Annotated in this window: 11 protein-coding genes; 8 read left to right on the top strand and 3 right to left on the bottom strand. The window is 65.6% G+C overall.

Translation table 11 applies throughout. The annotated features are described in order from the left end of the window. Nucleotides 1-145 precede the first annotated feature (145 nt). The 8 genes from aprB to ACP59X_RS03275 all read left to right on the top strand — a co-directional run bounded on the left by aprB (nucleotide 146) and on the right by ACP59X_RS03275 (nucleotide 10269). Nucleotides 146-637, top strand: a complete 492-nt coding sequence (aprB, locus tag ACP59X_RS03240; protein ID WP_428565004.1) for an adenylyl-sulfate reductase subunit beta — start codon at nucleotides 146-148, stop codon at nucleotides 635-637. 53 nt (nucleotides 638-690) lie between these two features. Then, nucleotides 691-2688, top strand: coding sequence for an adenylyl-sulfate reductase subunit alpha (gene aprA / locus ACP59X_RS03245; RefSeq protein ID WP_428565006.1), 1998 nt, complete (start codon nucleotides 691-693; stop codon nucleotides 2686-2688). Between the two features lie 157 nt (nucleotides 2689-2845). Further along, entirely contained in the window at nucleotides 2846-4087 is a 1242-nt protein-coding gene (locus ACP59X_RS03250) for a CoB--CoM heterodisulfide reductase iron-sulfur subunit A family protein (protein ID WP_428565008.1), read from the top strand. 5 nt (nucleotides 4088-4092) lie between these two features. Beyond that, a complete protein-coding gene (locus tag ACP59X_RS03255) occupies nucleotides 4093-6387 on the top strand; it encodes an FAD-dependent oxidoreductase (protein WP_428565010.1) in 2295 nt (764 codons plus the stop codon). Between the two features lie 12 nt (nucleotides 6388-6399). Then, on the top strand, nucleotides 6400-7599 hold the full coding sequence (gene qmoC / locus ACP59X_RS03260; RefSeq protein ID WP_428565012.1) for a quinone-interacting membrane-bound oxidoreductase complex subunit QmoC: 1200 nt from the start codon (nucleotides 6400-6402) through the stop codon (nucleotides 7597-7599). Between the two features lie 14 nt (nucleotides 7600-7613). Then, a complete protein-coding gene (locus ACP59X_RS03265) occupies nucleotides 7614-8300 on the top strand; it encodes a hypothetical protein (protein ID WP_428565014.1) in 687 nt (228 codons plus the stop codon). Nucleotides 8301-8945: 645 nt separating this feature from the next. After that, nucleotides 8946-9653 (top strand): Crp/Fnr family transcriptional regulator, encoded by a 708-nt coding sequence (locus ACP59X_RS03270; protein ID WP_428565016.1) that lies wholly within the window; start codon nucleotides 8946-8948, stop codon nucleotides 9651-9653. A 1-nt stretch (nucleotide 9654) separates the two neighbouring features. Then, nucleotides 9655-10269, top strand: a complete 615-nt coding sequence (locus tag ACP59X_RS03275) for a cyclic nucleotide-binding domain-containing protein (RefSeq protein ID WP_428565018.1) — start codon at nucleotides 9655-9657, stop codon at nucleotides 10267-10269. Between the two features lie 11 nt (nucleotides 10270-10280). Here the strand turns inward: ACP59X_RS03275 and ACP59X_RS03280 are convergent, their stop codons facing one another. From ACP59X_RS03280 to ACP59X_RS03290, 3 genes are read right to left on the bottom strand one after another with little or no spacing between them, the layout of a single operon-like run. Next, entirely contained in the window at nucleotides 10281-11453 is a 1173-nt protein-coding gene (locus tag ACP59X_RS03280) for a GNAT family N-acetyltransferase (RefSeq protein ID WP_428565020.1), read from the bottom strand. Between the two features lie 31 nt (nucleotides 11454-11484). Beyond that, entirely contained in the window at nucleotides 11485-12150 is a 666-nt protein-coding gene (locus ACP59X_RS03285; protein ID WP_428565022.1) for a class I SAM-dependent methyltransferase, read from the bottom strand. A 15-nt stretch (nucleotides 12151-12165) separates the two neighbouring features. Further along, a complete protein-coding gene (locus tag ACP59X_RS03290) occupies nucleotides 12166-12507 on the bottom strand; it encodes an STAS domain-containing protein (protein ID WP_428565024.1) in 342 nt (113 codons plus the stop codon). Between the last annotated feature and the right edge of the window lie 6 nt (nucleotides 12508-12513).

A 12513-nucleotide genomic window follows, 5' to 3' on the forward strand; every position in this document is an offset into this window, starting at 1 on the left:
CGACGCCGGCGCGAGGACAGGCCGGCAGCGGCGACGCGAGCAGCGTTGCCAATCCGGCGCGCGGATGTCCTGTCGCGCCAAGGCGTTTAGCTCTTTTGGATTGGGCGCTGGGTGTACAACAACTCAAACGTTTGGAGGACGAACTATGCCTACCTTTGTGGATCCGAGCAAGTGTGACGGATGCAAAGGCGGTGAGAAGACCGCGTGCATGTACATTTGCCCCAATGATTTGATGATTCTGGATCCTCAGGAAATGCGCGCTTTCAACCAGGAGCCGTCCGCTTGCTGGGAATGCTACTCCTGCGTGAAGATCTGCCCCCAGGGCGCCATCTCCGCCCGTCCGTACGCCGACTTCGCTCCCATGGGCGGCACGTCCATCCCCATGCGCTCGGCCGACTCCATCATGTGGACCGTGAAGTTCCGCAACGGCAACATCAAGCGCTTCAAGTTCCCCATCCGCACCACCCCGGAAGGCTCCATCAAGCCGTACGAGGGCAAACCCGAGGGCGCCAACCTGGACGACGAGCTGCTGTTCACCGAGACCGCCCTGGCCACTCCCAAGGAAGCCCTGGGCAAGAAGTTCGACGTCACCGGCATGGACACCGTCCAGTGCTGGCTCGACGGCTTCTGCAAGTAGTCTTCGGATTCTAACCCGATCGCCATCCATCCACCCTACGGAGGAATTATATCATGCCGACGATTCCCGTGAAGGACGAGCCCAAAGGCGTTGCCCTTGCCGAGCCGGAACTGATTGAAAAAGACGTTGACATTCTCCTGGTCGGCGGCGGCATGGGCTGCTGCGGCGCCGCTTACGAGGTTTGCCGCTGGGCCGACAAGATCGGCGGGATCAGCATCATGCTGGTCGACAAGGCCGCCCTCGAGCGCTCCGGCGCCGTGGCCCAGGGCCTGTCCGCCATCAACACCTACATCGGCGAGAACATCCCCGACGACTACGTCCGCATGGTCCGCACCGACCTGATGGGCCTGGTCCGCGAAGACCTGATCTTCGACGTCGGCCGTCACGTCGACGACTCCGTCCACCTGTTCGAAGAGTGGGGCCTGCCCTGCTGGACCAAGGACGAGCACGGCCACAACCTGGACGGCGCCCAGTCCAAGGAAAAGGGCGTGTCCCTGCGCACCGGCGCCAAGCCCGTCCGCTCCGGCCGCTGGCAGATCATGATCAACGGCGAGTCCTACAAGTGCATCGTGGCCGAAGCCGCGAAAAACGCCCTGGGCCAGGACCGTTACATGGAGCGCGTCTTCATCGTGAAGCTGCTGCTCGACGCCAATCAGCCCAACCGCATCGCCGGCGCGGTCGGCTTCTCCACCCGCGAAAACAAGGTCTACGTCTTCAAGGCCAACGCCATCCTGGTGGCCTGCGGCGGCGCGGTCAACGTGTACCGCCCCCGCTCCACCGGTGAAGGCATGGGCCGCGCCTGGTACCCGGTGTGGAACTCCGGCTCCACCTACACCATGTGCGCTCAGGTCGGCGCCGAAATGACCATGATGGAAAACCGCTTCGTCCCCGCCCGCTTCAAGGACGGTTACGGCCCGGTCGGCGCCTGGTTCCTGCTGTTCAAGGCCAAGGCCACCAACGCCAAGGGCGAAGACTACTGCGCCACCAACAAGGCCATGCTCAAGCCCTACGAGGATCGCGGCTACGCCAAGGGTCACATCATCCCGACCTGCCTGCGTAACCACATGATGCTGCGTGAAATGCGCGAAGGCCGCGGCCCGATCTACATGGATACCGCCGGCGCCCTCCAGGCCACCTTCGCCAACCTGACCCCCGAGCAGCAGAAGCACCTCGAGTCCGAGGCTTGGGAAGACTTCCTCGACATGTGCGTCGGCCAGGCCAACCTCTGGGCCTGCACCGATACCGAGCCCGAGAAGAAGGGCTCCGAGATCATGCCGACCGAGCCCTACCTGCTCGGCTCCCACTCCGGCTGCTGCGGCATCTGGGTCTCCGGCCCGGACGAAGCCTGGGTGCCGGAAGAGTACAAAGTCAAGGCCGACAACGGCAAAGTCTACAACCGCATGACCACGGTCAACGGCCTGTGGACCTGCGCTGACGGCGTCGGCGCCTCCGGCCACAAGTTCTCCTCGGGCTCCCACGCCGAGGGCCGCATCGCCGGCAAGCAGATGGTCCGTTGGGTCGTCGACCACAAGGACTTCAAGCCCGCCCTGGCCGTCTCCGCCGCCGACCTGGCCAAAGAGATCTACCAGCCCTGGGAAACCTACAAGGCCAACGTCGGCCTCTCCACCGACCCGGTCGTCAACCCGGCCTACATCACCCCGCACAACTTCATGATGCGCCTGGTGAAGTGCACGGACGAGTACGGCGGAGGCTGCGCCACCCTGTACACGACCTCCAAGACCCTGCTCGACACCGGCTTCCAGCTGCTGCAGTACCTGGAAGAGGACAGCCAGAAGCTGGCCGCCCGCGACCTGCACGAACTGATGCGCTGCTGGGAACAGTACCACCGCCTGTGGACCGTCCGCCTGCACATGACCCACATCTCCTTCCGCGAAGAGACCCGTTACCCGGGCTTCTACTACCGCGGCGACTTCCTGGGCCTGGACGACAGCAAGTGGAAGTGCTTCGTCAACTCCAAGTACAACCCGGCCACCAAGGAGACCCAGGTCTTCAAGAAGGCCTACTACCAGATCATTCCCGACGCTCAATAGGGATTGACCAGAGCGGCCGCGGGGTTCTCCCCGCGGCCGCTTTTTAACGGTCTTACCCGGGCGGATGGACCGTGCTACGACGCCTGCGGCGGGGGCGGTCTATCCTCGCGGATCAGGCCGTTTTCTTGCTGGCCTTAACCATTGCCGGGAGGTTGCGATGGGAAGCAACGCGATACTGGTCGTCGGCGGCGGCTTCAGCGGCATTACCGCCGCGCTCGAAGCCGCGGAAGTCGGCCACGAGGTCTACATCGTCGAGAAAAATCCGTTTCTCGGCGGCCGGGTGATGCAGCTCAACAAATATTTCCCCAAGCTGTGCCCCCCGTCCTGCGGTCTGGAAATCCAGTTCCAGCGCATAAAAAACAATAAAAACGTCAAATTCTTCACCCTGGCCGAGGTCACCAAGGTCACGGGCAAGGCCGGCGACTACGAAGTCACCGTGAAAATCAAGCCCCGCTTCGTCGAACCCGGCAGCGTCGACCTGTCCGAGGCCGCCAGGAAGCTTTCCAAGGACGTCAGCAGCGATTTCGAGTTCGGGCTCGGCCAGCGCAAGGCCCTGTACATGGACGTCCCCTTCGCCTTCCCCAACCGCTACGTCCTGGACAAGGAACGTTGCACCAAGGAAGACCTGGAGGCCCTGTCCGGCGCCGATGTGATCAACCTCGACGACGCCCCCAGGGAAGTCGTCCTGACGGTCGGCTCCATCGTCTACGCCACCGGCTGGAAGCCCTACGACGTCACCCGGTTGACCAATCTGGGCGCCGGGGAAATCGCCAACTGCGTCAGCAACATGCAGCTCGAGCGCCTGGCCTCCCCGAGCGGCCCCACCTGCGGCAGGATCGTGCGCCCCTCGGACGGCAAGGCCCCGCGCTCCGTGGCTTTCGTGCAATGCGCTGGCTCGCGCGACGAAAACCACCTCAACTACTGCTCCTACATCTGCTGCATGGCCTCGCTCAAGCAGGCCGCCTACGTCCGCGAGGCCTACCCCGACGCCCGCGTGACCATCTACTACATCGACCTGCGCACCCCGGGCCGCTACGACAACTTCGCCAAGCGCATCCTGGCCGACGAGCGGATCAATGCGGTCAAGGGCAAGGTGGCCGCCGTGGCCGAGGACGCCGGTACCGGCGACGTCATCCTCACCGTGGAAGACGCGGTTTCGGGCATCAAGTCCGACAACCGCTTCGAACTGGTGGTGCTGGCCACCGGCATGCAGCCGAGCATCAGCGGCGAACGCCTGCCGGTCGACGTGCCCGTGGACGAGATGGGCTTTATCGTGGGTGGCGAGGAGAAGGGTATCTTCGCCGCCGGTTGCGCCGCCACGCCCCTTGACGTCATGAAGTCGGCCCAGTCGGCGACCGGCGCGGCCATGAAAGCAATCGCTTCGGTGAGAGGGAGGTAGCGGCGATGGCCGAAAAAATCGGTGTGTATATCGACGAATCCAGCGTCGCCCCGCTTCTTTCCGCTGAGGAGTTGGTCGCGTTCGTCAAGGAAAAATGCGGCGGGGCCTGCCCCATCGTCAAATCCCACAAGCGGCTGTCCAGCCCCGACGGCCTGGCCATGATCAAGGCCGACGTGGACGGCGGCGACATCGACGCCGTGCTCATCTGCGGCACCTCGCCCCGGGTGGACTGGGACGTCTTCACCTTCGGCGACAAGGTTCTGGTCGAGCGCGTCAACCTGCGCGAGTTCGTGACCCTGGCCTACAAGAACCCCGACGGTTCGCCGGTCGCCGCCGGCGGGCCCGTTCCGGCCGAACTGCAGTCCATGGTCCGCGACTACCTGCGCATGGGCGTGGTCAAGCTCAAGAAGATGAACAAGCCCAACCCCGAGGTGCCGGAAACGGTCAAGACCATCCTGGTCCTCGGCGGCGGCTTCACCGGCATGACCGCCGCCCTGGCCGCGGCCGGGGCCGGCTCGAACGTCATCCTGGTGGAAAAGGAAGGCAAACTCGGCGGCCGGGCGGCCGGCCTCTACAAGACCTTCCCCATGAGCTACCCCTACCTGGAAGCCACGGACACCGGCATCGATCGCCTGATCGGGCTGGTTTCGGGCAACTCCAAGATCACGGTGAAGCTCGGCACCACCCTCAAGCTGCTTGCCGGCGCGCCGGCCATGTACGAGGCCACCCTGGCCTCGGGCGGCAAGGAAGAAACCGTGCCCGTGGGCTCGGTGGTCCTGGCCGCGGGCTGGGCGCCCATGGATACGGCGGCCCTGGCCCCCTTCGGCTACGGCAAGCTGCAAAACGTCGTGACCGCGGCCGAGTTCGAGGCCATGGTCAAGGCCGGCGACATCAAGCGGCCCTCCGACGGCAAGGCGCCGTCCTCGGTCGCCTTCGTCGTGGACGTGACCAAGCTCATGGAAGCGGCGACCCAGGCGGCTGTGGCCGACATCCCGGCCGAGGACGCCAAGCCGGCCGAGAAAAAGGACGGCGAGGCCGAAGCCGCGCCGGCCTTCACCCCCCTGACCACGCCCAAGCACCTGGCCTACTCCTCGGAGCTGACCAGCCTGGTCGCGCTCAAACAGGCCAACTACGTCCGGGAAAAGCTCCCCGACGCCGTGGCCATGATCATCTACGACAACATGATGGTCCCGGGCATCAACGAGCGCTACTACCGCGCCGCTCAGGACAACCCCGGTGTCATGCTCACCAAGGGCACGGTGACGGGGGTGACCCAGGAAGGAACGAGCCTGGTGATCGCGGCCAAGGACACGCTCCTTGGCGGGGACATCACCCTGGCCGTCGACCTGGTCGTCCTGCCCACCGGGTTGGTGCCGGCCACGGCGCTCGACCCGACCATCAACCTGCTCTACCGCCAGGGCCCGGCCTTCCCGGACCTGGGCCTGTTCGACGGCTTCGCCGACTCGAACTACATCTGCTTCCCCTACGAGACCCGCCGCACCGGCATCTACGCCGCCGGCTGCGTGCGCCAGCCCATGACCATGGCCCAGGCCAAGGAAGACGCCAACGGTGCCGCGCTCAAGGCCATCCAGTGCATCGAATCGGCCAGCCGGGGCGTGGCCGTGCATCCCCGTTCGGGCGACCTGTCCTACCCGGTCTTCAACTTCGTGCGCTGCACCCAGTGCAAACGCTGCACCGAGGAATGCCCGTTCGGCGCCCTGGACGACGACGAGAAGGGCACGCCCAAGCCCAACCCCACGCGCTGCCGCCGCTGCGGCACCTGCATGGGCGCCTGCCCCGAGCGTGTCATCTCCTTTGACAACTACAACATCGACATGATCGGCTCCATGATCCGCGAGTGCGAGATTCCGCCGCGCATCGACCAGGGCGGGCCGCGCGTGCTGATCCTGGCCTGCGAGAACGACGCCTATCCGGCGCTCGACATGGCGGCCCTTCGCGGCAAGAAGTGGAGCCCCTACGTGCGCATCATCCCCGTGCGCTGCCTGGGTTCGGTCAACGCCATCTGGGTGGCCGACGCCATGAGCAAGGGCGTCGACGGCGTCATGCTGCTGGGCTGCAAGTACGGCGACGACTACCAGTGCCACTTCGTCAAGGGCTCCGAGATCTGCAACCGCCGCAAGGAGAACATCGCCGAGTCGCTCAAGCGCCTTGGCGTCGAGCCCGAGCGCGTCGAGCAGTACCAGGTGGCCATCGACGAATACGACAAGGTCCCGGACATGATCGACCAGTTCATGGAAATGGTCCTCGCCATCGGCCCGAACCCGTTCAAAGGCTATTAGGAGGAAGGCTCCATGTCATACGCCGAGCGTATCAAACCCGATCTGCAGTTCGTCAAGGACCTGCAGGCGGCCGGTGGCGAAGCTTGCAAGAAGTGCTACCAGTGCGCCACCTGCAGCGTGGCCTGTCCCCTGGCCCCGCCCGAGAATCCCTTCCCGCGCAAGGAGATGGTCTGGGCCCAGTGGGGCCTCAAGGACCGTTTTTCCGGCGATATCGACATCTGGCTGTGCCACAACTGCCAGACCTGCTCGGACCTGTGCCCCCGCGGCGCCCGTCCCGGCGACCTGATCTCCGCCATCCGCAACATCACCTACCGGGACCTGGTCGAGCCGAGCATCATCGGCAAATGGATGAGTTCGGCCAAGGACCTGCCCAAGCTCATCGCCATCCCGGCCGTGCTGTACCTGTTCATTTGGCTCATCAGTGCCGGCTTCGGTCTGCCCCAGGGCGAGATCGTCTACGGCAAGCTCTTCCCGGGCGATTTCACCATCGACCCCATCTTCGGCCTGGTCGCCCTGTTCGTGGCCTTCTCCTTCTACAAGGGCGTGACCAAGCTGTGGAAGAGCTTCGATAAGACCATCCCCACTACCCTGCACATCGGCGAAAAGGTCAAGAAGCCGTCCTTGATCGAATCGATCAAGGCCGTCATCCTGGACGAGATCGCCACCCACGTGAAGTGGAACGAGTGCGGAAACGATAACACCGAGCGCTACAAGGGCCACCTGTCGCTTTTTTACGGCTTCGTGGCCCTGGCCATCGTCACGTCCGTCGTGGCCGTGGCCCACTGGGGCGGCAAGATCGTGCATTTCATCGAGCCTCTGGGACATACGCCCATGCCCCTGTGGAGCCCGGTGAAGCTTCTGGCCAACGTCGGGGCCCTGGCTCTGCTGTACGGCCTGACCATGCTGACCCGTCGTCGTCTCAACGTCGATCCCGGCAAGTCCACGTCGTCCTACTACGACTGGTACCTGCTCGGGGTCATCTGGGCCGTGGCCCTCACCGGCCTTGGCTCGGAGATTTTCCGCTTGGCCGGCGTGGCCGCCCTGGCCTACCCGACCTACTACCTGCACCTGGTTGCGGTCTTCATGCTGTTCGCCTATCTGCCCTGGTCCAAGCTCGGGCACTTGGTCTACAGAACGACGGCGTTGGTGTACGCCCATCAGGCTGGGCGGCTTCCCCTCAAACGTGAAGAAGAAAAGATTTTCAGGGTCTAATTAAGGAGGATACCATGGCTGAAGCGCGCAAGGTCTTCCCGATGAACGCGTTTGTGTCGTACCTGAAAGGCGTCGACAAGGAAGGCAACAAGAAAGCCGTGGCCGAGATGGTCGGCTTCATGGCCGGCATGGAAATCGATGCGGAGCTCGCTCCCTTCGCCGCCGCCTTGGCCAAGGCCTGGATATACGAACAGCATCCCGAACTCGTGCGCATGAGCGGCGGCGAGCTCGGTGCCAGCGCCCAGAACGTGTCCGTGTCCGTGCTGCCGCCGGACGTCGTGGCCGAGATCAGCGCCATTTTCGCCAAGCTGGCCGAGACCAAGAAGGCCAACGAGGAAATGACCGCCAAGCTGGCCAAGGTCGAGAAGGAACTGGCCGAGAAGACCGCCATTCTCAAGGACACCGACGTCCGCTGCAAGGCTGCCGAAGACAAGGCCAAGAAGCTCGAGGCGTCCATGAAGGACGAGGGCGAGAAGGTCATTGTCGCTTCCGAAGCCAAGGTTACCGAATATATCGGCAAGGTTGACGAGCTGCTCAAGATGATCGAGGACGTCAAAAAGCACGGTGTGGTCACCGTGGCCGCCGGTGGCGCCGCCCCGGCCGGCGAAGCTTCCGGCGGCACGGGCGAGCCCGTGGTCGGCGGCGAGCCCTCCTCGGATTTCGGCTTCGGCTCCGACGCCTTCGCCACCGACAAGTGGTAGCAACCGGCCCGCGCCGGTACGAGGGGAGGCCAGCCGGCCTCCCCTTTTTTAATGGTCGCAACGGGATCCGCTCAGGTCTTTGGTTTAGGCTGGAAAAGGCCGGCCGCTGTGGCCGCGCCAGCGCTTATGCCGGTGGCATTGCCACACCTCTACCCGGTGGCATCGCCACGCCGGTACTGGCGGTATCGCCGCGCATGATGCCGGTGGCTTCGCTACGTCTGATGCGAGTGGCATCCCCACGCCTTAACCAGGTGGTATCCCTACGTCTCAACCCGCTGGCATAGCCACGTTGTACCGGCGGTATCGTCACGCGTGATCCCGGTGGCATCACCGCGCCTCAAACCGGCGCCATCGTCACGTCTCGAGCCGGTGGTGACACTACGCCTCATGCCAGTGGCCTTCTCATGCCTTAAGCCGTTGCGACACTGCGCCTGATGCCGGTGGCGACACCAGCGCCTGATGCCGACGCTATCGCTACACCTGATGCCGGCGCTATCGCTACACCTTATGCCTGCGCCATCGTTCCACCTAATGCCAGCGCGTCGCCGCGCTCGATGCCGCAGGCAACGCCGATCAAACCATTGCTTTTTCCGGCGGCAACGGGGACCATGGCCGCGCCATCCGTTTTGGGTGTCGGGAGGATGCATGGACCAGACGGCGCGGATGATTTTACTGCGCTCGCTGCCTTTTTTCGGCGGCATGCCCGAGACGCGGCTGACGCGGTTGGCCGCCCTGGCCCGGTTGTCGCGGTTCGGGACGGGGGAGGCCATTGCCGGCCGTGACGATACGGCAGACGCCTTTCATCTGGTCGTCTCGGGCCGGGCCAAGATTTATCAGTTGGGGGCCCAGGGCAAGGAGCAGACCCTGTATCTGCTGGGGCCGGGCGAACCCTTTTGCCTGTGCGCACTGGTGGACGGCGGGGAGTTCCCGGCCTTTGCCGCGGCCCTGGAACCTTCGGCGATCCTGGTTTTTCCAGCCGGAGCCCTGGCCGAGGTGGCCAAGGACGACCCGGCCGTGCTGTTCGACCTGCTGCGGCTGATGTGCCGGCGGCTCAAGGAGGCCATGGGGCTGGTCGAATCCCTGTCCCTGCGCGAATTGCCGGCCCGGGTGGCCGTCTTTTTGCTACACGAGGCCAGGCGGACCCTGGCCGGCGAAACCCTGCGCCTGGACATCAGCCAGCGGGAGCTGGCCAAGGTCGTCGGGGCCACGCCCGAGGCCCTGTCCCGGGCGCTGAAGCGCCTGTCCGAGTCCGGGCATATCGCCGTGCGCGGCCGCGAGGTCGCCATCCGCGACGAGCGGGGCCTGGCCGCCCTGGCCGGCCTGGTGGCGGAAGACATCTCCGGTGAGGCCTGACATGGAACGGTTGGAGGGTGCGGACGCGGTGGCCCTGCGGGCGCTCATGCGGCAAATGCCCTTGTGGGCCGATTTCGTCGATGCGGACCTGGATTTGCTGCTCCGGGCCGGGGCGGTGGGGCTGCGGCAGTTCGCCTCGGGGGAAACACTGGTCGAGGAAGGCAATTACGAAAAGACCTTTTTCATCCTCCTGGGCGGGGCCGTGCGTATCGTGCGCGGCGGACGCGCCCTGGCCAGCCTGGACGGGCCGGGCACGATTTTCGGTGAAATGAGCTTCATTCTCGGCAAGGGGCGCACGGCCACGGTGGTGGCCACGGCCCCCACGGAGTGCCTGGCCGTGGACATGGGCTACGTGGATTTTTTGCCCAGCCCTGAACGCGAGGATTTCCTGATCCGCATCTTCCGGCGGCTGGCCGTGGTCGTGGCCGGGCGGCTGGGTTCGGCCAATGCCCGCAAGGCGGCCCTGCTCGCCGCCATACGCGAGCGGCGGGAGGCCCTGCGGGCGATCGTCGCCGCCGAGCGGGAAGTGATCACGGGGCTGCGGCGCGAGTTGGCAAGCCTCGACACGGCCGACGACGAGGCGGTGCTGCGCGAACTGCTCGACCGCAAATTCTAGCCGCGCCGGCCCTAGCCTTTGCGCCGCACGGGGAGCAGTTCGTTGAGCTCGTCGATATAGTGCTTTTCCAACTGGTTGACCCGGTCGATGTGGGTGCGGAAGATCATGTCCATGCGCGGGTCGAAAAAGCGGTGGCTGCTGTAGCTCGACACGGACACGAAGCCGCGCCGGGCCTTGTGCGCCCCGCCCATGCCCGGGTCGTAGCGGCCGATGCCCCTGGCGATGGCCCAGGCGATGGGGGCGTAGTAGCACAGTTCGAAGTGCAGAAAGGGGATGTCCTCGAAGGCGCCCCAGTAGCGGCCGAACAGGATGTCGCGTTTGTGGGCCAGCATGGCCAGAGCCACGGGGTCGCGGCGGCCGGGGGTGAAGGCGGCGGCGAAGGCCAGGCGGTGGCGGAAGGCGGCCGGCAGCCCCTCAAAAAAGGCCGGGGTCAGGTAGCGGCAGCCCCAGGGGCCGAATTTGGCGTTGGTGCGGTCGTAGAGTTCCCGCATGAGCGGGAAAAAGGCATTCGGAATGTCCGCGCCGGAAAAAATTTCCACGCGCACCCCGGCCTCGGCCAGGGCCCGGCGTTCGTGGCGGATGGCCTTGCGGCGGTTGGCGTTGAGCGTGGACAGGAAGTCCTCGAAATCGGCGAACTGGCGGTTGCGCCACAGATAGCCCTGGTGGCGCCAGGCCGTGAAGCCGTAGTCCTCGGAGGCGGCGGCGAAATCGGGTTCGGCGAAGAGAAGCGCCGCGCCCTGGACGCCGTTGCCTTGGCAATACTGTTCGATGGTTTCGAAGAGCCGGCGCGACAGGCGCACCTGGTTGACGGAGGGGTCGGTCAGGAATTTGAGCCCCGTGGCCGGGGTGAAGGGGCTGGCCGAAACCAGGCGCGGATAATAGGGCAGGCCCAGCCGGCTGGCCGCCTCGCCCCACAGCTGGTCGAAGACGAATTCCCCGTCCGAGTGCCACTTGAGGTATAGCGGCAGGGCGCCGACGAGCTGGCCGGCGGCATGGGCCAGCAGGTGGTTGGGGTACCAGCCCTTGGCCGGGGCGGCGCTGCCGGAATCCTCCAGGAGCTTGAGCCAGGCCCATTCGAAAAAGGGCGTGTCCAGGGGATCGGCCAGGGCGTCCCAGGCCGCCTGGTCGGCCTCGGCCATGGACCGGGCGAAGCGCAGCGTCAATTGGTCATTGGGAACCGTCATACTCCAACCATACGCCGGCAAGGCCGGCCTGTCATCCGTTTGCCGTGCCGGGGCGCCGCAGGATGGTCGTGCGCCACACGCCGTTTTCGAAGTCCAGGCGCTCCCAGCCGGCGGCCGCCTGGAAAATGAGGGCGTATTTTTCCCATTCGCTGTTGTCGAGCACCAGGATGCCGCCGGGGCGCAGGCGCGGCAGGGCATTGAGGGCACAGGCCACCCGGGCCCGGCCGTCGACGCAGACGCAATCGAGGCTTGCCTCGGGAAAATCGAGAATGGCGTCGGCGTAGGCGTTAAATTCCGGCTTTTGGGGCGCATAGCCGAGCGCATGCCACAGGTCCGGGCGCAGTTCCGGCCGTCCGGCGGCGTCCGAGGGCGGCACGAAGCGCAACGTCACGTTGCCCAGCCGCCTGTCCGCGACCATCCGGGCCACCCGTCGCCGCCATTTGGCCTTGTGCTCGACCGAGGTCAGCCGGCCCAGGCGGCTGGCGAAAAAAAGCGTGCTGCGCCCGCTGCCCCACTCGAAACCGGTCATGGCCGGGGTCAGCCGCCGGTCGAGCCAGCGCACCGCGCCGGCATTGAGCCAGGGATAGGCCGGGTCACGGGCCAGCCGAAAGACCGTGGGCAGGTACAGGACGGCCCGGGCGGCGCGGCGCAGGCCTTCGGCCAGTCCGGTGCGGCCCGGCGTATAGCGGATGAGCATGCCAGGCGGCGGGGATCAGCAGCCGTAGGCGGCCAGGGCGGCGGCAGGGTCGCCGTGGATGGCGAAGACCTTGCCCAGGTCGGCGATGCGCAGCACCTTGGCCACGCCGTCGCCGATGGCGCACAGAGCCACGCCGCCGCCTTCGGGCAGCAGGCGGTTGCGCACGGTGATGAGGCTGCCGATGGCACTGGAGTCCATGAATTCCACGCCGGAAAGGTCCAGCAGCAGGACCTTGGGCGCGGCCTCGATCAGGGGTGCCAGGGCGCGCTGGAAATCCGGGCAGATGGTGTAGTCGAACACCTTGGGCAGGCCCGTGACCAGCGTCAGGCTGCCGTGTTTGGTCGCGGTCAGATCCATGTCTCC

The organism is Solidesulfovibrio sp. DCME, assembly GCF_049995385.1.
Taxonomy (GTDB): domain Bacteria; phylum Desulfobacterota; class Desulfovibrionia; order Desulfovibrionales; family Desulfovibrionaceae; genus Solidesulfovibrio.

Bases quoted from the DNA above. Each gene is read 5' to 3' on its own strand.
- aprB (WP_428565004.1), top strand. From the start codon at position 146: ATGCCTACCTTTGTGGATCCGAGCAAGTGTGACGGATGCAAAGGCGGT.
- aprA (WP_428565006.1), top strand. From the start codon at position 691: ATGCCGACGATTCCCGTGAAGGACGAGCCCAAAGGCGTTGCCCTTGCC.
- ACP59X_RS03250 (WP_428565008.1), top strand. From the start codon at position 2,846: ATGGGAAGCAACGCGATACTGGTCGTCGGCGGCGGCTTCAGCGGCATT.
- ACP59X_RS03255 (WP_428565010.1), top strand. From the start codon at position 4,093: ATGGCCGAAAAAATCGGTGTGTATATCGACGAATCCAGCGTCGCCCCG.
- qmoC (WP_428565012.1), top strand. From the start codon at position 6,400: ATGTCATACGCCGAGCGTATCAAACCCGATCTGCAGTTCGTCAAGGAC.
- ACP59X_RS03265 (WP_428565014.1), top strand. From the start codon at position 7,614: ATGGCTGAAGCGCGCAAGGTCTTCCCGATGAACGCGTTTGTGTCGTAC.
- ACP59X_RS03270 (WP_428565016.1), top strand. From the start codon at position 8,946: ATGGACCAGACGGCGCGGATGATTTTACTGCGCTCGCTGCCTTTTTTC.
- ACP59X_RS03275 (WP_428565018.1), top strand. From the start codon at position 9,655: ATGGAACGGTTGGAGGGTGCGGACGCGGTGGCCCTGCGGGCGCTCATG.
- ACP59X_RS03280 (WP_428565020.1), bottom strand. From the start codon at position 11,453: ATGACGGTTCCCAATGACCAATTGACGCTGCGCTTCGCCCGGTCCATG.
- ACP59X_RS03285 (WP_428565022.1), bottom strand. From the start codon at position 12,150: ATGCTCATCCGCTATACGCCGGGCCGCACCGGACTGGCCGAAGGCCTG.
- ACP59X_RS03290 (WP_428565024.1), bottom strand. From the start codon at position 12,507: ATGGATCTGACCGCGACCAAACACGGCAGCCTGACGCTGGTCACGGGC.